The sequence below is a fragment of the Paraburkholderia sp. SIMBA_053 genome (genome assembly GCF_046534895.1).
In the GTDB taxonomy this organism is placed as follows: domain Bacteria; phylum Pseudomonadota; class Gammaproteobacteria; order Burkholderiales; family Burkholderiaceae; genus Paraburkholderia; species Paraburkholderia caledonica.
The window spans coordinates 563435-583088 of record NZ_JAWRXU010000002.1 but is presented as its reverse complement, the minus strand read 5'-3'; the positions used below and the strand labels follow the sequence as shown (position 1 = coordinate 583088).

The window sequence follows — 19654 nt, the reverse complement described above, 5'->3', positions numbered from 1 at the left end:
TGTGCCCCGAGCCCCGGGGACTCATCAGGAACCCGCCGTGGATGCACTGACGACCGACCCGGTGCCCGAATCCGATGACACAGGCGGCTTAACCGCCGTCGCGCCCGACGATATCTGGCCGCAGCGACTGGACACCGGCTGGCAATGCATCAGTACACCGGCGGGAGCATGCGAGTCGCCGGGGGATCTGCCGGACCACGGCTGGCTGGCGGCGCAAGTTCCCGGCACGGTGGCGAGCGCGCGCCGAGCCGCGGGTCTCTTCGACGTGGCGCATCCCGAACCCCTCGCTTTCGACGATCACTGGTATCGCGTGACGCTGAACGGCACGGGCAAACGGCGCTTGCGTCTGCATGGACTCGCAACCATCGCGGAAGTCTGGCTCGACGGCATCAGACGCCTCGACTCCGATTCGATGTTCGTCGCACACGAGCTCGACGTCGAACTGAACGGCAGCGCGACACTCGACATATGCTTTCGCTCTTTAGCGCCAGCGTTGGCGGCAAAACGCTCGCGCGCAAGATGGCGGCCGCGGCTCGTCTCGCCGCCCACGTTGCGCAACGTCCGCACGACGCTGCTTGGCCATATGCCGGGCTGGTGCCCTTCTGTACACGCGGTTGGACCGTGGCGGCCGGTCGAGATGCTGAGCGATGCACGGAACGCGGTGGACCGCTTCGAAGTCTCGAGCCGGATTGACGGCGACGACGGTATTGTTTCGCTAACGCTACGTTTCGTTCATCCGCACGATCGCGCGGCGTGCCACGCTTCGCTCGGCTGCGGCGGCCACGTTTCGTCGCTGCAATGGCGCGACGCCTTCACACTGACCGGCAGCGTGCGGGTGCCGTGCGTCGAACGCTGGTGGCCTCACACGCACGGGGCGCCCACTTTATATCCACTTCTATTGCACCTCGATGACAGCGGGGACATTCCGCTGCCGCTCGGCTCGATCGGCTTTCGCGAGATCGCCGTGGACCGCGGCGCTGACGGTACGGGCTTCGCGCTGCATATCAACGACGTGCCGGTGTTTTGCCGTGGCGCGTGCTGGACGAGCGCCGACCTTGCGACGCTAGCCGGCAGCGAAGCGCAACTCCGGCACGCGTTCGAACTAGCCCGCGACGCAGGCATGAATATGCTGCGCGTGGGCGGCACGATGGTCTACGAGTCCGACCTCTTCTATACCCTCGCCGACGAATATGGCGTGCTCGTCTGGCAGGACTTCGCATTGGCGAATTTTGACTACCCGAACGACGCGGCTTTCCGCGCGTCGATCGAATGCGAGGCCTCGCAGTTTCTCGCCCGCACGCGCCGCTTTGCGTCGCTCGCGGTGTTGTGCGGCGGCAGCGAGGCCGATCAGCAGGCCGCGATGTTCGGGCTGCCGCCTTCGATGCGCGTGCAACCAGTGTTCGACGAGCTATTGCCCGCTATCGCCGCTCGTGAGCGGCCGGACGTGCCTTATGTGAGCAACTCGCCGTCGATCGGCGTGTGGCCGTTTTGTACTAATGAGGGCATCACTCACTACTATGGCGTGGGCGCGTACCAGCGGCCGCTCGACGATGCGCGCCGCTCACACGTGCGGTTCGCTGCCGAATGTCTGGCTTTTGCCAACGTGCCGGACGACGCCACCTTGAATGAAGCGCTCGGTACGATCCATCCGCACGATCCGCGCTGGAAAGCCGCAGTGCCGCGCGATCCCGGCGCAGGATGGGATTTCGACGACGTCCGCGACCACTATCTTCAGACGCTTTATGGCGTCGAGCCGGCGCGTCTGAGATACGAAGACCCGCAGCGCTATCTGGACGCGTCGCGGGCAGTGGTGGCCGACTTGATGGCCGAGGTGTTCACCGAGTGGCGCAGGAACGGATCGGACTGCGGCGGCGGACTCGTCTGGCAGCTTCAGGATTTGCGGCCGGGCGCGGGCTGGGGGCTGATCGACGCCACGGGACGGCCTAAAAGCGCTTTACACGGCCTCGCTCACACGCTCCAACCCATACAGGTGCTGCTCACCGACGAAGGCCTCAACGGCCTCGATATCCACCTGATCAATGAGCGCGCGCAAACGTTGTCAGCGCAACTCGAACTCGTCTGTCTGCGCGACGGCCGCGTGAAAGTTGCACAGGCGAGCCGCGCGGTGCAACTCGCGCCGCGTTCCACCGCCGGCATCTCCGCCGCCGCGTGTCTCGATCAGTTCTTTGATCTGACGCATGCCTACCGCTTCGGCCCGCGCGCGCACGACGTCACGATCGCGACGTTGCGTGATGCGGCGAGCGGGAAGATTCTGTCCGAAGCGTTTCATTTACCCGAGCGGCGCATTGGCGAGCGTCACGAACTCGGCTTGACCGTCGAAGTCGAGCGCGCAGGCGACGGCTGGCAGCTGGTAATAGAAGCACAGCGTTTCGCGCGCTTCGTTCATATCAATGACGCGAAATACCGCGCCGCGCACGACTGGTTTCATCTTGCGCCGAACCGCCCTCGCATCGTGCCGCTCATTCCGCTCGCGCCGAACGCATCGCAAAGCGCAGTGGTTGCGTGCGCATCGAACGTCGCCTTTAAAGCGGATGCAACAAATGCGGCACCCGCCGGTGAAGTGCTCGCACTGAATGCGGCGAGCCCCGCCTTCTACGGGTAAACGTATCTTCTACCGCTCATCCCTTCGCAAGCCGCGTAAAACCTCGCGCTGCGCGAATACATTTGTCTGCTGCGGCCCATCACTGTCGTTTTTTTTGCGACTCCCTAAACCACAAATGACGAACCGTACGCCAGCGAACGCAAAGCGTTGAACACATCTGAATCAATTCCGGCACATCGCGGACATCGCGTGAAGCGGTGCCTGGAAAGGCCCGGTTCACCCCGGCGATTGCTGCGCGATACCCCTGCCTGTGGGCGCGAATCCAATAGGATCAAGCACTTGGCTCATATTAAAACAGCGCTCACGACGCCGGCTTCCAGGATGACCGATGTACAGAATTGAAACAAAAAGCCGCATCTGGGTGGGCCAACCCACACTGACGTCCTCGCTGCGTCGCACCAGTCAGGCTTTTCCCCATGGTTGGCACAGTCCTCGCTAATAGAAGAACGCGACACCGCGACGCCGCTGGGGAGCAACGAAAACGGCGTCGCGCATCAGGCAAATACGGGGCCGGTTCCATTCATCCTCCGCTGCGCGCAATGCAGCGGACTTATAAAAGGATGCGGGAATCGGATCAAAAACAGGAAGACGCGAACACGCGCGCCTTCACGCGAGGACCGATCATGTTGACACTTCAATCAGATCTGCATGGAAACCATTTGCTCGGCGCATTGCCGTCACACGAATGGCAAGCACTTGCTCCGCACCTCGAACTGGTTCATCTACGCACTGAGCAACTGCTCTGCGATTCGGGCCAACGTATTCACCATGTGTACTTCCCCACTACCGCAATTATTTCGATGCTGTCGACAATGGAAGACGGCAGCTCGGTGGAAATCGCCGCCGTCGGCCGCGAAGGCATGACGGGTGTGCCGGTGCTCACGGGCGGCGAGACCATGCCGAATCGCGTGCAGGTTCAATGCGCGGGCTTCGCATACCGGATGAGCGCTCAAGCTCTGAAGCAGCAATTCGCACGCTCCGATTTCCTGCGCCGGCTGATGTTGCTCTACATGCACGCTCTTCTCACGCAAGTCGCGCAAACGGCAGCCTGCAACCGTCATCACGCATTGAACAAGCAACTGTGCAGGTGGCTTCTCATCGAAGTAGACCGTGTCGCGTCGAACGATCTGACGGTCACGCAGCAGTTGATCGCCGACATGCTCGGCGTGCGCCGCGAGGGCATCACCGAAGCGGCCGGCAAGCTGCATGACGAAGGCCTGATCCATCATAGCCGCGGGCATATCAAGGTGCTCGACCGCAAGGGACTCGAAGCGCGTGCGTGCGAATGCTACGGACTCGTCAAGCGCGAGTTCGACCGCCTTCTGCCGCGCCTGCGCCAGGCTGAGACTGTCGAATAAAACACCGCACCGTTCGACTACCTCGCAGAGTCAATAATGTTCAGGAATACTGCGCGATGCCTCGACGCAATCTTCGTGATCGCGGGAGGCCTGCTCGCCCATTGGATGCGGTTTTCGACGCTCGCCGCATTGCCGGATACAGAACGCCTGCTGATCGCGTTCAACTGCGTGCTGGTGCTGCTGATGTTTCCCGGCTTCGGCGTGTACGAAACATGGCGCGGCAAGCCTTTGATGTCGATGCTCGCAAGAGTCGCGGCTGCATGGCTCGCCGTCGTCGCCGGTGCATTGCTGCTTGCGTTCACGCTGCATCGCATGGATGAAGTGTCGCGTTTGTGGCTCGCCTATTCGACGCTGATTTCGGGCGTGCTGATCATCGCGACCAAATGCGGGGTGCACGTGGCGTTGCGCAGTGTACGGCGCCGCGGCATGAATTTCCGCACGGTTGCAATCGTCGGCGCCCCCGGGTTTGCGCGCACGTTGCTCGCCCATCTGGAACATGCGCCGCAAGCGGGCTTCAAGCCGGTCTGTGTATTCGACAGCAGCATTCACACCAGCATTCATGCGGGCATCGAAGCGTCCGGCGGTTACGGCGCGCGTCTGAACCGTCTGCCGGTACTGACCGACCTGAACGCATTTGCCGCGAAAGTGCGGGACGAAAACGTGAACGAAGTGTGGCTCGCATTACCCTTATCAGAAGAACGCATGATCTATCGTTTCCAGCGCATGTTCAGGAACGACTTCGTGAATCTGCGCTTTATTCCCGATGTACGCAGCCTCTCGCTTTTCAACCACTCGCTCGTCGACGTCGTGGGCTTGCCCACGCTGAACCTCGGAGCGCCGCCGTTCTCGCCGCCGCAGATGTGGCCGAAGCTGATTTTCGACCGCCTCTTCGCGGCGGCCGCGCTGATCGCGCTAGCGCCGGTTTTCCTGGTGCTTGCCGTCGGTATCAAGCTCACTTCGCGAGGACCGGTGTTCTTCCGCCAGACCCGAAAGGGCGCAGACGGCCAGACGTTCTCGATCTACAAGTTCCGTTCGATGACCGTGCATCAGGAGGCGCATGGCGAGCTCACCCAGGCCTTCCGCAACGACGCGCGAGTGACGAAGCTCGGCAGCTTCATGCGCCGCACGAGCCTCGACGAGCTGCCGCAGTTCCTGAACGTGCTGCTCGGCCAGATGTCGGTGGTCGGCCCGCGTCCGCACGCAATCGAGCACGACGATCTCTACAAGGACCAGGTGTACGGCTACATGTACCGCTACCGTATCAAGCCCGGCATCACGGGTTGGGCGCAGGTGAACGGCTATCGCGGCGCAACACGCAAAGTGGAAAAGATGGAAGCGCGCGTGAAGTTCGACCTCTTCTATATCCACAACTGGTCGTTCTGGTTCGACATGAAGATCGTCTTCATCACGATCTTCAAGGGCTTTGTCGGCCGCAATGCATTCTGATCATGCCGCTACGTGAACCGCTCGTGAAAGTCTCCGTGATCGTGCCGACGTATCGACGCACCGCCGATCTGGCGCGGTGCCTCGCGGCGCTCGACGCACAGGAGCGCCGCCCCGACGAGGTGATCGTCATCGCTCGTCACGACGACCATGCGACGCTCGACTGGCTCCGCACACGCGAAGCCAACCGGCCCGATCCGCGCCGCTATGTCGTGCTCGTGCATAAGCCGGGTGTGGTGGCCGCCTACAACCTCGGCATCGAAAGCGCATGTGGCGACGTGCTGTGCTTTACCGACGACGACGCCGCTCCGCATTCCGACTGGGTCGCGCGAATCGCCCGCGCATTCCAGGGCGATCCGGGCCTGGGCGGTCTCGGCGGGCGAGACATCGTGCATGAACGCAACGGCATCCTGCAGGGGCAGAAGCCGTGCGTGGGCATCGTGCGATGGTATGGCCGCACGATCGGCAATCATCACATCGGCCACGGCCAGGCGCGCGAAGTTCATGTGCTCAAAGGCGTGAACATGGCGTTTCGCCGCGAGGCGATCGGCACACTGCGCTTCGACGCGCGCTTGCGGGGCAGCGGCGCGCAGGTTCATTGCGAAATGGGCTTCAGCCTCGACGTGCGGCGGCGCGGCTGGAAGCTCGTCTACGACCCGGCGCTGCTCGTCGAACATTTTCCCGCTCAACGCGGCGACGAAGATCAGCGCTTCACATTTAACGACGCGGCCTTTTATAACGCGTCGTTCAATCTCCGACTCATCATGTGCGAACACCTGACGCCGCCTGGCCGATGGGCGTTCGTCGCTTATTCGACGCTAATCGGCGATCGCGCGGACCCGGGGTTCCTGCGTGCATTGTCGCTGGCATTCGAGCGCGGCGGACTGGCGCTTGCGCTTCGCAAATGGCGAGTGGGTTTACGCGCAATGCGCGGGGCATGGCAGGAAGCGGTGCGCTAACCATCGACGTACCGGCTACACGCGAAGGGACCATAAAATGACTATCAAAACAATTGCCGCGACGCTCGCGGCTGCATCTCTATGCGCCTGTTCACTGGCGCCCGGACCATACCTCGACACGAAACGGCTGGAACCGCCGGCACCGCCCGAGCAGACCGCCGAGAAGTTTCCGGTGCATGCAATCGACGTCGGTTATTTCCGCGAGCAACGCGCGGCCACCGTTCCCGCCGTCTGCCCGTTGACGTGCCTTACACCGCAAACGCGCGGCCTTTACGAGTATCGGCTGGGGATAGGCGACCAGCTGACCATCATCGTCTGGGATCACCCTGAACTGACGGGCGGCGTGGGCCTCGCAACCGGCACGCCGCCGTTGCCCGGAGGTAGCGCTGCGCCCTCGCCCGGCCCTACACAGACGCAAGGCGCGACGCCCATCGCGCCGACCACGATGAGCAGCGGCGAAGGCGGTCTTACGGTGCGTGTCGCCAACAACGGCACGATCTTCTTTCCGCGCGTGGGCCGCATCAAGGTGCAAGGCATGACTGCGCAACAGGTTCAGGAAGCGCTGACGAAAGGTCTCGCGCGCACGATTCGGGACCCGCAACTCGACGTGCGCGTGTCGGGCTTCAACAGTCAGTCGGTGCAGGTGACCGGCAACCTGCGCACGCCCGCGTCCGAAGCAATCACCGATGCGCCGCTCACCGTGCTCGACGCGATCAACCGCGCGGGAGGCGCGCTGCCCGACGCCGATCTGCAAAACGTCGGCGTCACGCGCGACGGCAAACGCCATACGGTCGACGTAGCGGCGCTACTCGAAACCGGCGATCCGCAGCAGAACGTATTGCTGAAGGACGGCGACATCATCGATGTGCCGGATCGCTCCAATAGCCGCGTATTCGTGCTCGGCGAAGTCAACAAGCCGACTTCGCTGCCGATGAACCGCGGCCGTCTCACGCTCGCCGACGCCCTCACCGGCGCAGGCAGTCTCGATGTGAAGACCGGCGATCCGCGCTACGTCTATGTGGTGCGTGGCGCCGACAAAACGCTGACGCCGGACGTCTATCAACTCGATATGACGCAAGTGGACGCGTTGATGCTAATGACCAAGTTCGATCTGCAACCGAAGGATGTGGTGTACGTGCAAGTGTCGAATGCCGCGCGCTTCAATCGCGCACTCGAACAGATCACGCCGACTCTCCAGTCGCTGTTCTACACCGTCCAGTTGTCCAGATAAATTGCTTGCAACGGAGTATCGACATGAGTACGTATGACATGCTGGACCACGGGCCGGCGCCGGGCGGCGACGAAGACGCTGTAATGCGCGATCTGCTGCGCACGGTTACGGAGCAGATCTGGTGGGTAATCGGCATTGCAGGCAGCGTGATCCTCGCCGCAGTCGTCTACACGAAGATCGCCACGCCGGTCTATTCGGCCGACGCGCTGCTTCAGGTCGATGCGCAGAGCAGCGGCAACAACCCGCAAGGTCAGAAGCTGCTTTCGTTGACGCCGAGCGTGGGCCCGATGCGCACCGAGGCCGAGATCGAAATCATCAAGAGCCGCGCGGTGGTCGAGCCGGTGGTAGAGCAGTTCAAGCTGAACTTCAGCACATCGGCGAACACGGTGCCGGTGCTGGGCAAGATTGCTTCGCTGTTCGCGAGCCCGGGGCACCCATTCGCTGCACCGTTCGGACTGACCGAATATGCGTGGGGCGGAGAGCAGTTCGAGGTTGCCTCGATCGTCGTGCCGAAGGCGCTCGAAGGCGCGCAACTGACGCTGCACGCGCTCGACAAAGGCCGCTACGTACTGACCGATGCGCGCGGTGCAACGCTGTTGACCGGCGTGGCCGGCGTGCAGGCGCAAGGCCACGACATCACGCTGCTGGTGAAAAGACTGGTAGCGCGTCCCGGCACCGAGTTTTACATCACGCGATTCAATCAGCTTGACGCAGTATTGGGCCTGTCCACTGCGTTGCAGGTCACCGAGAAAGGCCGTGACACGGGCGTCGTGCAATTGTCGTATTCGGGTACCGACGCCCATGCGATCACCGCGATCACGAACGCGGTGGCCGCCTCGTATCTGAAGCAGCGCACCGAACGCGCACAGGAAGAAGCGAGCCACATGCTCGACTTTCTCAACAGCGAACTGCCGCGGCTGCGCGACGAGGTAAAGAAGACGGAAACCGCACTATCGGAGTATCAGTCGAAAGTCGGTTCGTTCCAGCCGACTCAGGAAGCGGGCGTGTATCTCGCCGGTGGCCTCGACTATGAAAAGCAGATCGCGGCCCTGCGCATTCAGCGCGCGCAATTGCTGCAGCGTTTCACTCCCGAGAGTCCGGAAGTGCTGCAGGTAGACTCGCAATTGGCCGCAATGGCTCGCGAGAAAGCGCGTTTCGAAGACCACTTTACGACGCTGCCGAGTTCCGAGCGTAACGCGCTCGCATTGCAACGCGATGCGAAAGTCGCCGAAGAGATTTACGTCGCGCTGCTCAACAGGATTCAGGAGTTGTCGATCTCACGAGCCGGCACGATCGGCAACGTTCACATCGTCGACGAAGCGTTGCTGCCGTCGAAGCCCGTGCGGCCGAAGTCGGCACTGGTGATCTCGGCGGGCACGCTGCTCGGCGTGATCGGCGGCATTCTGTTCGCGTATTGCAGGCGCAAGTTCTTTACCGGTGTGGCCGATCCGGAATTTGTCGAACGCCGCTTCCAGTTGCCGATTTTCGGCGCGATCACATTCAGTCCGGAACAGGCGCGCAGCGACCGGCAGTTGAGCGCGACGCGCGGAGCCGCTCTCGCCGCGCCTCGCTCGCGGCCGACCGAAGTGGAGGATGCTACTGCGTCCCCGAGCGGCATCGCGAGACTGTTGTCGTCCCGCCCGCGCGCGACTGCAGCGGCAGACGAAGCGCGCAGCGAGCCGGTCGGCACACAAACGGTGGTCTCGTCGGGCAGGACACCGGTGCGCCCGCTGCTCGTCAAGACGCATCCGTACGACACGACTGTCGAAGGCTTGCGCGGCTTGCGCGCCACGTTGCAGTTCGGCCTGCTCGACGCGCCGAACCGCATCATCGCGATTACGAGTCCGGCGCCGTCCGACGGCAAGAGTTTCCTGAGCGCGAACCTCGCGGCGCTGATCGCCGAATCCGGCAAGCGCGTGCTGCTGATCGACGCGGATTTGCGGCGCGGTCGTCTCGCACAGTATCTCGGCCGCTCCCCTGAAGGCGGGCTCACCGAGTTGCTGACAGGCCAGGTGGACCTTGAAACGGCGGCACGCGCGACGGGCGTCGCGGGTCTTCACTTCATCGCCGCGGGCACTTATCCGCCGAATCCGTCGGAGATTCTCACCTCGTCGCGGTTCAGTGAAATCCTTGCGCGTTTCGAACAGCAGTTCGACCTGATCATCGTCGATACGCCGCCGCTGCTCGCGGTCGCCGACGCCGCAGTGGTCGCGAATCTCGCGGGCTCGACGGTGCTCGTCATGCGCGCCGGCGCGCACACCGAAGGCCATCTCGCGGAAGCGTTGAAGAAGCTGCGCCGTGCTCGCGCGCGCGTGGTCGGTGGCGTGATGAACGCCGTACCGCTGAAGAGCCACAATAAAAACGGTACGTACGACTATGCTTATGCATACACGTACGCGACTGCCCATCCTGACGACACCGGCAAGACGGGCTGATTCACGCTGCAAGCGATAAACGGCAAGCGATCGAGGGCCGCGCTCCACGGAGACGCGGCCCTTTTTTCTATTGCCGCGTCGCCGCACGATGATGCAATGGTGAGAGTGCTGGAGCGATAGCAGACAGGGCGCCGACAGCGGAAAACCGCCGGCGCAGAACGAGTGAGACGTCTTGAGTGAAACCAGCCGCACAAACGGACCGCGGACGATCGGCGCCGCCCGGCTACGGCCTTATAGAAATGCGCTGACGTCCGTCTGGAAACGCTGGGCAAGCGCTTTAGCGACCTTCTTGCTGATCGAGCGGCGGCCCGCCAGGATATCGCTCACCACCGTCGGCGACGCGATGCCCATCAGATCCTTTTGCTTGAGACCGTGGGTCTCCAGCAGGTGCCGCAATACCTCGCGCGGCTCGCCTTTCGGAAGCGTCGTATTCTGCGCTTTCCAGGCGCGGACGAGCTCCGAAACGATCGCATGAAGATCGGCAAGCGGATCGTCTTCCTTGCCGTTCAGATGGGCGGCAAGCGCGCTGGCGAGCTCGACCATCGTCTGGTAATCATGCTCGTTGCGAATGGGAGTAATGGGCACGTGAGCCTGCAGCGCGGCCCAGCTTTGAGCAATGTCGGGAAAGGATCCCGGAAGGCGATCGGCATTCATGAGTGTAGGTTCATCCTCGTCCAAAGGTCGTGCTCGCATGCGTCACCACGTGACGAACGAATAACGACTGCCTGTTGTAATAAATCGCCGCGACAATCCGTGCCGGCTGTCGCCGCGTCGAAGACCGTGTATCGAGGCGGCCATGACCCACGCTGGCGCCTCCCCCCGGATAGCCGCTCGGGTGGCATCGCCCGGCGGCTTGTTCGATATGCTGCCCCTGCTGAAACAGGTTTGAATCGCCGAGCAAGGAAGCTCGCGAAAGCCTCGGCTCATCGTCCCCAACTGCTCCGCGACGCCGGCTGTGCAGGCCAGCCAACCTCGTCGGCGATGAGATCGGCGCCAGTTCTCTCCACTACCGCCGCCTCACTGCGCAAGCCCGCCGCGGCGATCGTGCGCGTCACCTCAGCCATGAACGCGCGGCGAAACACGGCCGACGAGAACCGCTCCGCGTTCGCACGGCAAGCGGCTGGCGTGATCTGCTCGCGCTGCCGCTCGAAACGGTCGATGGCATCGAGCATCGACACGACAGTCTGTCGTCCGAAATAAACGCCTGTAGGATGCGCTTCACCGACAGGCACAACTGTTTCGAGCGCTCCGCCCTTGCCGAACGCAATGACCGGCGTGCCGCAGGCTTGTGCTTCGAGCGGAACGATGCCGAAGTCCTCTTCGGCAGCGAAGACAAACGCCTTCGCGCGCTGCAAATAGTCCTTGAGCACGCCGGCCGGCTGGTAGCCGAGGATCGTTACATTCGGCCCGGCCTTGGCGCGAATCGCAGCCATTTCGGGGCCGTCGCCGATCACGACCAACTGGCGGTGCGGTGTTGCGCTGAACGTCTCGACAATCAGGTCGATGCGTTTGTACGGCACCATTCGCGAGGCCGTCAGATAAAAGTCTTCCTTGCGTGTGCATAACTCGAACTGCTGCACGTCGACGGGAGGCGGAATGACGGCCGCGTCGCGACGGTACGTTTTCATCATGCGGCGCGCGACGAATTGCGAATTGGCGATAAGACGATCCACGCTATTCGCCGAGTGCGAATCCCAGCCACGCAGGTAATGCAGCAGCAGGCGCACGAGCCATGACCTGGGGCCGTGCGTCAATCCCGCTTCGCGCAGATACTGATGCTGCAGGTCCCACGCATAACGCATCGGCGAATGCACGTAACTCACATGCGTTTGATCAGGTCCGACGAGCACACCCTTCGCAACCGCATAGGAACTCGTGATAATGAGGTCGTAGCCCGAGAGGTCGAACTGCTCGACCGCGAGCGGCATCAACGGCAAGTAAGCGCGGTAGCGGCGCCGCGCGAGCGGCAGGGATTGAATGAATGAGGTAGTGACCGGTTTGCCGCGCAACGGCCGGCGGTCTTCGAGAAAGTCGACGAGACTGAAAAGATCCGCGTCGGGAAAGCATTCGATGATCTGCTCGAGTACTTTCTCCGCGCCGCCGGGTGCGACGAGCCAGTCGTGCACGATCGCAACTCTCATGATCTCCTTATCCTCAGTCAACGCCTCTGGGCTTAACAACGAGTGTATGTGGCGCTTCGTTTGCTGCGTGTGCGCGTGCACACATTCGACGCGCGACGGGACGCGAATAATTAATCATCGCCATTCGCCTCTTGCGAACGAACAAAAACCAATTAATTCGCCTTCCTATGCGCCCTACGCTCGACGCCTCTCCAATCGCTACCCCGCTGCCGCTCGTGTCGCCGGTGTTCATCGATCCAGTTGCAGCGCCTGCCGCGCCGGTCGGCTCCGGCATGTCGGCACCCACGGTCAGGCAAACGAGCGCATTGCCGCGCGTGCTCTTTGTCGACCAAAGCGGCCAACTCGGCGGGGCCGAGTTCGCGTTGCTGCAATTGGCAGAACATTGCAGATCGCATAGCGAAGTCGTGTTGCTTGCCGACGGTCCGTTTCGAATGCGTCTGGAAGCGCTCGGCGCCCGCGTGCAAGTGATGAACGACGCGAAGGTCTCGGGCATCGCGCGGCAAGCGTCGGCTTTGAACTGCTTGCGCGTGCTGCCGGGCATCGTGCGGCAGGTCCGCGCTCTTGCGGCACGCGCGCGAGCGTTCGACGTATTGTTCGTCAACACACAAAAAGCGCTTGTGCTGGGCGCGCTTGGCAAGGTGCTGTATCGCAAGCCTGTGGTCTGGTATCAGCACGACATTCTCACGCGCGAGCATTTCGGCCGGGTGCAACTGAGCGTCATCAAGTGGGCGGTGCGGCTTGCGGTCGACCACGTGATCGTCAATTCGCAGGCATCGGCGAGGTCGCTTGCAGCGCTCACAGGTCTCGCCGCAGACTCGGTACCGGTCGTCTACAACGGCATCGACGCGAGCGCGTTCGATCGCGTGGATGGCACCGACATCGGCTCGCTCAGGCAACGCCTCGGCTTGCCGGAGAACGCATGGCTCGCCGGTCTGTTCGGCCGCCTCGCTCCGTGGAAAGGTCAGCACATCGCGCTCGAGGCGTTGGCGCGATTGCCCGATGCGCACCTCGTTCTGGTCGGTGCACCACTATTTGGTGAGGATGCCTATGCGCAGCGTCTGCGCGACCAGGCCGCCGCGCTCGGCATTGCCGAGCGCGTGCACTTCGCGGGCTTTCAGGACGACGTACCCACGTGGATGAAAGCGATGAATGTGATCTTGCACACGTCCACGGAACCCGAGCCGTTTGGCCGTGTGATCGTCGAGGGCATGGCGGCGGGCCGGCCGGTGATCGCGGCGGCCGCAGGCGGCGTAACGGAGATCGTGCGGCATGGCCGCAACGGCTGGCTGGTGAAGCCCGGCGATGCAGCGGCGCTCGCGGAGGCAATCGTCGCGTTGCGCGCAGATCCGGCGCTCGCACAGCGCCTTGCGCAACAGGCGCTGACCGATGCACAGGCGGAGTTTTCGGTCGAGCGGTATTTGCAGCGAATGATGGACGCGCTGACGGCCGCCATGCAGCGCCCCGGTGACAGAACGAATACTCAGGCGAGCCGCTAGAACGTGTGCCGCTGCTGAAACGATGGATGCGTGCGAGCCCGCGTGAGCAGGCTCGCGCGTGACTCAGTCCTTGCGGTATTCGATGGTTTGCACGCCGGTGTCCGTGCCGAGCAGACACAGATTTGCGCCGCGCGCCGCGAACAGTCCAACCGTGACGACGCCTGGCCACGCGTTGATATGCATTTCGAGCGTGCGCGGGTCGCTAATACGCAGACCTTTGACGTCGATGATCTCATTGCCGTTGTCGGTGATGAAGGGCGTGCCCTCTTTCGTGACGCGCACCACCGGCACACCGCCGAGCGCCGTCACGCGGCGGCCGATTGCGGTGCGAGCCATCGGCACCACCTCGATCGGCAGAGGAAAATTGCCCAGCGTGTCGACGAGTTTGCTCGCATCCGCGATACAGACGAATACGTCCGATACCGAAGCGACGATTTTCTCGCGCGTCAGCGCACCGCCGCCGCCTTTGATCATCGCGCCGCTGTGGTCGATCTCGTCGGCGCCGTCCACATAAACCGGCAGCGAATCGATTTCGTTCAGATCGAGCACCTTGATGCCGTGCGATTGCAGGCGCGCGGTGGTGGCAAGCGAACTCGACACCGCGCCGCGATAGCGCGCCTTGTTGGCGGCCAGCGCGTCGATGAAGCAGTTCGCGGTGGAGCCTGTGCCCACGCCGATCAACGAGCCTTCGGGCACGTTGGCGAGGACGTAGTCGGCGGCGGCCTGGCCGACCAGTTGCTTGAGTTCGTCTTGAGTCATGGGAATGCCGGCTAGCAGTAAAAAACACTAGTTTACCGGAGTGGAGGCCGCGGGCCGGCCGGAATTACTTCTTCACCGCCCGCTGCCTGACCGCCTCGAACAGACACACGCCGCTCGCCACGGATACGTTCAGGCTTTCCACGGTGCCGGCCATCGGAATCTGCATGACGACGTCGCAGGTATCGCGCGTAAGACGGCGCATGCCCTCGCCTTCGGCGCCCATTACGAGTGCAACGGGACCGTCGAGTTCCGTCTCATAGAGGCTCTTGCTGGCCTCGCCGGCCGTGCCGACAACCCACACGCCGGCGTCCTTCAGTTCGCGCAACGCCCGTGCGAGGTTCGTCACGGTGATGTACGGCACGGTGTCGGCGGCACCGCTCGCGACCTTTGCGGCAGTCGCGTTCAGGCCGACGGCCCGGTCACGCGGCGCGATCACCGCGTGTGCGCCGGCAGCATCGGCGACGCGCAGGCAGGCGCCCAGATTGTGCGGGTCCGTCACGCCGTCCAGCACCAGAATGAGTGGCGAACCATTGATGCCGTCGAGCAATTCAGCCAGGTTCTGCGCGAGCGGCATGTCGCCCGCGCGCGCGACGACACCCTGGTGACGCTCGGTGTGCGCGAGGCCCCACAGGCGCGTTTCGTCGGCGGCGATGAGACGCACGCCCGCTTCTTTCGCCACGTGCAGAAACTCGGTCATGCGACGGTCCTTGCGCGTGGCGTCGTAATAGACATCTTCGACGGTGGACGCGTCGTGCCTGATACGCGCGGTGACTGCGTGGAAACCGTATAGAACCTTGTGACGTGCCATGACTGATACAACCTTTGATTGAGCCCGGCAGGATCGCCGCGCTGCTGTGATGAATATATGTGCCTGTGCGCGATCCAGCCAGCGCGTGAATCCGGGATTGACCGCAGATTGAACCAGGCAAATAAAACGAACACCGCGCGCAACCGGCACGTCAAGACGTACCCGCTGCGCGCGGTTCAAGCCATGAGGCGGCTTTAGCGCTTCTTGCGCGCCGTCGGCTTGGACGCCGGTTTGGGCGCCGCGCCGTGCTTCTTCGCGGCACCGCGCGCGGCGCGTGCTTCCTTGACGGCAGCGCTTTGTGCGGGAGCCGCTTTCTTGCGACGCGCGCCCGCCGCATTGCCGCCTTCGACCGGCGGCAATGCGCGCACGCGCGCGCCGCCGTTTTCACCGGATGATTTGTCGGCCGCCGCCGCGCCGCGCACCGGATGCGGCTTGATCGGCGTATCCCGCACGAGACGGAAGTCGATCTTTCGCGCGTCGAGATCCACACGGCTCACCTGCACGCGCACGCGATCCGACAGGCGGTAGCGAATACCCGTGCGCTCGCCGCGCAGTTCGTTCTTGATCTCGTCGTACTGGAAGTAGTCGGAGCCTAGTTCTGTCACGTGCACGAGGCCTTCGATGAAAAGCGAGTCGAGCTGCACGAAAATGCCGAACGACGTGACACCGTTCACCATGCCGCCATATTCTTCGCCGAGCTTGTCGCGCATGAAATAGCACTTGAGCCATGCCTCGACGTCGCGCGACGCTTCGTCGGCGCGGCGTTCGTTGGCCGAGCAATGCAGACCCAGTTCTTCCCAGATCGCCACGTTGTTCGAGCGCGAGCGGCCGCTTTTTTCCTCGTCGGCCTGCTGCATCGCGCGCGCGCGTGGCGACAGCGCCGTGTTCAGCGTGACGCCTTGCGGCGGCTCAGGCTGATACTTGCGGCCCTGCAGAATCGCGTAGATCGCACGGTGCGTGAGCAGATCGGGATAACGGCGGATCGGGCTCGTGAAGTGGGCATACGCCTCGTAGGCGAGACCGAAGTGGCCGATGTTGTCGGGGCTGTACACGGCCTGCTGCATCGAGCGCAGCAGCATGGTTTGCAGCATCTGCGCGTCGGGCCGTTCGCGGATTTGCGCCATCAGCGCGGCGTAGTCGCTTGCATGCGGCTTGTCGCCGCCGCCGAGCGTGAGGCCCATGCCGCGCAGGAACGTGCGCAGATTTTCGAGCTTCTCCGCAGTCGGCCCGGCGTGCACGCGGAACAGACCCGGATGCTTGTTGCGCTTGAGGAAGTCGGCGGCGCAGACGTTCGCGGCCAGCATGCATTCCTCGATCAGCTTATGCGCGTCGTTGCGGGTGCGCGGCACGATCTGTTCGATCTTGCCCTGCGCATTGCAGACGATGTACGTCTCGGTCGTGTCGAAGTCGATCGCGCCGCGCTTCTGGCGCGCGGCGAATAGCGACTTGTAGACGCCGTACAGGTTCTGCAGTTGCGGCAGCAGTGCGGCGCGGCGCGCGGCTTCCGGACCCTTGGTGTTCTTCAGCACCGCGGCGACTTCGGTATAAGTCAGACGCGCGGCCGAATGCATCACGCCGGGATAGAACTGATACGCCTTCACTTCGCCGCGCGCGGTGACGATCATGTCGCACACCAGCACGCAACGGTCGACGCTCGGATTCAGCGAGCACAAACCGTTCGACAGTTTTTCCGGCAGCATGGGAATGACGCGGCGCGGGAAATAAACGGAGGTGCTGCGTTCGATCGCGTCCGCGTCGAGCCCGCTCTTCGGATGCACGTAGTGCGACACGTCCGCGATCGCGACGATCAGGCGGAAACCATCGCCGCGGCCTACCTTGACCGGCTCGCAATAGACGGCGTCGTCGAAGTCGCGCGCGTCTTCGCCGTCGATCGTGACGAGCGGCACGTCGCGCAGGTCGACGCGGTGACGCACGTCGGCCGGTCGGACTTCATCGGGAAGTTTCGAGGCTTCGGCAAGCGCGTCGGGGCTGAACTCGTGCGGCACGCCGTACTTGCGCACGGCGATTTCGATTTCCATGCCGGGGTCGTCGATATCGCCGAGCACTTCGGCCACGCGGCCGAGCGGCTGCGAATGACGACTCGGAAAATCGGTCAGCTCAACGACCACCACCTGACCGACCTTGGCCTTCTTGGTGTTCTGCGTGATCAGGATGTCGTGGCCAATGCGCTTGTCTTCGGGCGCGACGATCAGCGCGCCGTTCTCATTCAGCAGGCGCCCGATCACGCGCTTGTTCGCACGGTCGGTGACTTCGACGATATGCCCTTCCGGCCGGCCACGCCGGTCATAGCCGACGATGCGCGCGAGCACGCGGTCGTTGTGCATGACCTTCTGCATTTCGGCGGTGGGCAGGAACAGGTCGTCCTGGCCGTCGTCGCGAATCAGGAAGCCGTAGCCGTCGCGATGGCCTTGAACGCGCCCTGCGACGAAGTTCGACGGATGAGTCAGTTGATACAAATTGCGCTGATCGAGCCGGATCTGGCCGTCGCGCTCCATCGCGCCGAGGCGCTTGAAGAATCCCTCGCGCTCCTGGCGCTTGATCGACAAGGCTTCGGCGATGTCGTTGGCGGCGAGCGGCGCTTCGCTCGTACGCAGGACGCCGAGGATTTCCTCGCGGCTCGGAATCGGATACGGAAATTTGCTCAAGGGCTTGTCGATGATTTTTTCTCGTTGCATGGACGTCGGTCGGCGATGTGGCTCGGCTTAAGAAGCGTTTGCAGCGCGCATGATCCGCGCCTGCCGTTGCACTAAAAAGACTGTCTCGGGTCCGGCTCGTTCAAGGCTGAGTCCGACGGGCTTGTGCACCGTGCCAACGAACTACTGCGAGGCATTCTAACACCCGTGCGGCGCGCCACGCGGGCCGTCAATAGTCGCCAGGAAGCCCGCGCAGCGTCGTCGGCGGGTTGTTTAAGCAAGTTTTGAGAAACGCTTGACAGGCTCCAACCTACCGCTATAATGGCGGTCTTTGCTGTTCATCACCTGCCCAGGTGGCGAAATTGGTAGACGCACTAGGTTCAGGTCCTAGCGGTGGCAACACTGTGGAGGTTCGAGTCCTCTCTTGGGCACCAGGATTCAAAACTAAAGCCGCCATGTTGTATGGGCGGCTTTAGTTTTTGTGCAAAGCGTTTTGTGCAAAGCGTTTTGTGCAAAGCGTTTGGTTCGATGGTCATGCAGTCTGATTGCCGGTCGCCGGCATTCAATGCATTGCTCGTAGTTGTAAAAGCGAAGTTTGTTTATAGCGGGGATTGACACGCTGCATCAGCCCGCTAAAATAGCGTTCTAGCTTGAAGACGTGCCCAGGTGGCGGAATTGGTAGACGCACTAGGTTCAGGTCCTAGCGGTGGCAACACCGTGGAGGTTCGAGTCCTCTCCTGGGCACCACAGTTGTTCCGGCGCAAGCCGCAGTAGTTCGAGAAACCCCGTAAGGTCAACGTCTTACGGGGTTTTTTGTCGTCTATAGATTCGTTGCGCTCAACTGACGCCGAAGATTGTTGCCCTACCCCGATATACGCTCGTTAATACAGACGATCGGCCACGCTCAATGGCTCAGACGCACGACGCTGTTACGCCGGTGCACTTCACGTCCTGACGTTTTTCCGGTGACAGTTGCCGCAGCGCATCTGAAATAAGCTCGCCGACCTGGGATTGAATCGCCTCTTTGCCGACTGCCTGCGGCGTGCATATCTTCAAGAAGTGCAAGCCATTGCACAGGCCCATCAGCGTCAACGCGACGGCGTCCTGCGGCAAAGGCAGCTCGCAGCCACCATGCATGACATTCGCTCGCAAATAGGCGCTGACTTCTTCCAGTTGTTCGTGGCGGAGCGCATTCACGCGCTCGCGGAATGCGCTGTCGCGGCGCGCAATGAGATGCGCCTCCAGCCAAAGCGGAAAGGAGTCGCTTGGCAAAAAGCAGCGGCTGTAATACGCGATCGCGCGCGAGCTCATATCGTCGCCCCGCTCCGCGACCATGGACTGCAGACGCGCACTTGCCTCGTCGACATCGCGCCGGAGCAGTTCTAGAAGTAGCTCCTCTTTGCAATGGAAATTGGAGTAGACGGCGCCGCGCGTATAACCCGCCGCCTTGACGATGTCCTCTACGCTCGTCGCGGCCAAACCCTTTTCAAGGAAAACGCTCCGCGCAGCCTCGAACAGACGCTCTCGCGTCTGCTGTTTCCTCCGCGCGCGCGTCAGGCGTTCGTGCTTCATCGCATAGCTCACCGGTGACGTTGCCGTCTGGACTCGCCGAGCCTCAGCGAACGTGTCAGATGGCGGGTTGCTCGACAGCTCTACAGGTGCACCGAGCGGCGCACCGGTCATGTTTGTATATATAAATCACTACTGATTATATTGTCAATTTACAAAACAGGAATGGAAATAGCGA

General features: G+C 62.6%; 13 protein-coding genes and 2 tRNA genes. 9 read left to right on the top strand and 6 right to left on the bottom strand.

Annotated elements, in window-relative coordinates; all coding sequences use genetic code 11:
* Positions 1-37: 37 nt before the first annotated feature.
* From SB753_RS09105 to SB753_RS09080, 6 genes are all read left to right on the top strand, one after another.
* A complete protein-coding gene (locus SB753_RS09105) occupies positions 38-2623 on the top strand; it encodes a glycosyl hydrolase 2 galactose-binding domain-containing protein (RefSeq protein ID WP_410800014.1) in 2586 nt (861 codons plus the stop codon).
* A 623-nt stretch (positions 2624-3246) separates the two neighbouring features.
* Positions 3247-3981 (top strand): Crp/Fnr family transcriptional regulator, encoded by a 735-nt coding sequence (locus tag SB753_RS09100; RefSeq protein ID WP_006048767.1) that lies wholly within the window; start codon positions 3247-3249, stop codon positions 3979-3981.
* 36 nt (positions 3982-4017) lie between these two features.
* Positions 4018-5427, top strand: a complete 1410-nt coding sequence (locus SB753_RS09095) for an undecaprenyl-phosphate glucose phosphotransferase (protein WP_410800013.1) — start codon at positions 4018-4020, stop codon at positions 5425-5427.
* A gap of 2 nt (positions 5428-5429) precedes the next feature.
* A complete protein-coding gene (locus tag SB753_RS09090) occupies positions 5430-6383 on the top strand; it encodes a glycosyltransferase family 2 protein (protein ID WP_020065740.1) in 954 nt (317 codons plus the stop codon).
* Between the two features lie 37 nt (positions 6384-6420).
* Positions 6421-7614, top strand: coding sequence for a polysaccharide biosynthesis/export family protein (locus SB753_RS09085; RefSeq protein ID WP_288823917.1), 1194 nt, complete (start codon positions 6421-6423; stop codon positions 7612-7614).
* A 23-nt stretch (positions 7615-7637) separates the two neighbouring features.
* Positions 7638-10049: a polysaccharide biosynthesis tyrosine autokinase gene (locus tag SB753_RS09080; RefSeq protein ID WP_410800012.1), complete on the top strand. Its 2412-nt coding sequence runs from the start codon at positions 7638-7640 to the stop codon at positions 10047-10049.
* A gap of 231 nt (positions 10050-10280) precedes the next feature.
* On the opposite strand, the gene SB753_RS09075 is transcribed toward SB753_RS09080, so the two are convergent.
* Both SB753_RS09075 and SB753_RS09070 read right to left on the bottom strand, forming a co-directional pair.
* Positions 10281-10703: a type II toxin-antitoxin system HigA family antitoxin gene (locus tag SB753_RS09075; protein ID WP_020065737.1), complete on the bottom strand. Its 423-nt coding sequence runs from the start codon at positions 10701-10703 to the stop codon at positions 10281-10283.
* A 269-nt stretch (positions 10704-10972) separates the two neighbouring features.
* Positions 10973-12190: a glycosyltransferase family 4 protein gene (locus SB753_RS09070; protein WP_020065736.1), complete on the bottom strand. Its 1218-nt coding sequence runs from the start codon at positions 12188-12190 to the stop codon at positions 10973-10975.
* A gap of 167 nt (positions 12191-12357) precedes the next feature.
* Here SB753_RS09070 and SB753_RS09065 point away from each other — a divergent pair, with 167 nt between their 5' ends.
* Positions 12358-13686 carry a glycosyltransferase gene (locus SB753_RS09065; protein WP_088174628.1) on the top strand — a complete coding sequence of 443 codons (1329 nt, stop codon included), beginning with the start codon at positions 12358-12360 and terminating at the stop codon, positions 13684-13686.
* A gap of 63 nt (positions 13687-13749) precedes the next feature.
* Here SB753_RS09065 and rpiA read toward each other — a convergent pair whose 3' ends face one another.
* The 3 genes from rpiA to rnr all read right to left on the bottom strand — a co-directional run bounded on the left by rpiA (position 13750) and on the right by rnr (position 17949).
* Positions 13750-14445: a ribose-5-phosphate isomerase RpiA gene (gene rpiA, locus SB753_RS09060; RefSeq protein ID WP_087750926.1), complete on the bottom strand. Its 696-nt coding sequence runs from the start codon at positions 14443-14445 to the stop codon at positions 13750-13752.
* 64 nt (positions 14446-14509) lie between these two features.
* The gene (gene rlmB, locus SB753_RS09055; protein ID WP_020065733.1) at positions 14510-15253 is read right to left on the bottom strand and encodes a 23S rRNA (guanosine(2251)-2'-O)-methyltransferase RlmB; all 744 of its coding nucleotides are present in this window, start codon (positions 15251-15253) and stop codon (positions 14510-14512) included.
* Between the two features lie 194 nt (positions 15254-15447).
* A complete protein-coding gene (gene rnr / locus SB753_RS09050) occupies positions 15448-17949 on the bottom strand; it encodes a ribonuclease R (protein ID WP_020065732.1) in 2502 nt (833 codons plus the stop codon).
* Between the two features lie 305 nt (positions 17950-18254).
* Here rnr and SB753_RS09045 point away from each other — a divergent pair.
* Both SB753_RS09045 and SB753_RS09040 read left to right on the top strand, forming a co-directional pair.
* Positions 18255-18341: transfer RNA gene (locus SB753_RS09045), tRNA-Leu, on the top strand.
* A 226-nt stretch (positions 18342-18567) separates the two neighbouring features.
* Positions 18568-18654, top strand: a tRNA-Leu gene (locus SB753_RS09040).
* A gap of 165 nt (positions 18655-18819) precedes the next feature.
* Here SB753_RS09040 and SB753_RS09035 read toward each other — a convergent pair.
* Positions 18820-19590: a TetR/AcrR family transcriptional regulator gene (locus tag SB753_RS09035; protein WP_410800011.1), complete on the bottom strand. Its 771-nt coding sequence runs from the start codon at positions 19588-19590 to the stop codon at positions 18820-18822.
* Positions 19591-19654 lie beyond the last annotated feature (64 nt).

Bases quoted from the DNA above. Each gene is read 5' to 3' on its own strand.
- SB753_RS09100 (WP_006048767.1), top strand. From the start codon at position 3,247: ATGTTGACACTTCAATCAGATCTGCATGGAAACCATTTGCTCGGCGCA.
- SB753_RS09095 (WP_410800013.1), top strand. From the start codon at position 4,018: ATGTTCAGGAATACTGCGCGATGCCTCGACGCAATCTTCGTGATCGCG.
- SB753_RS09090 (WP_020065740.1), top strand. From the start codon at position 5,430: ATGCCGCTACGTGAACCGCTCGTGAAAGTCTCCGTGATCGTGCCGACG.
- SB753_RS09085 (WP_288823917.1), top strand. From the start codon at position 6,421: ATGACTATCAAAACAATTGCCGCGACGCTCGCGGCTGCATCTCTATGC.
- SB753_RS09080 (WP_410800012.1), top strand. From the start codon at position 7,638: ATGAGTACGTATGACATGCTGGACCACGGGCCGGCGCCGGGCGGCGAC.
- SB753_RS09075 (WP_020065737.1), bottom strand. From the start codon at position 10,703: ATGAATGCCGATCGCCTTCCGGGATCCTTTCCCGACATTGCTCAAAGC.
- SB753_RS09070 (WP_020065736.1), bottom strand. From the start codon at position 12,190: ATGAGAGTTGCGATCGTGCACGACTGGCTCGTCGCACCCGGCGGCGCG.
- SB753_RS09065 (WP_088174628.1), top strand. From the start codon at position 12,358: ATGCGCCCTACGCTCGACGCCTCTCCAATCGCTACCCCGCTGCCGCTC.
- rpiA (WP_087750926.1), bottom strand. From the start codon at position 14,445: ATGACTCAAGACGAACTCAAGCAACTGGTCGGCCAGGCCGCCGCCGAC.
- rlmB (WP_020065733.1), bottom strand. From the start codon at position 15,253: ATGGCACGTCACAAGGTTCTATACGGTTTCCACGCAGTCACCGCGCGT.
- rnr (WP_020065732.1), bottom strand. From the start codon at position 17,949: ATGCAACGAGAAAAAATCATCGACAAGCCCTTGAGCAAATTTCCGTAT.
- SB753_RS09035 (WP_410800011.1), bottom strand. From the start codon at position 19,590: ATGACCGGTGCGCCGCTCGGTGCACCTGTAGAGCTGTCGAGCAACCCG.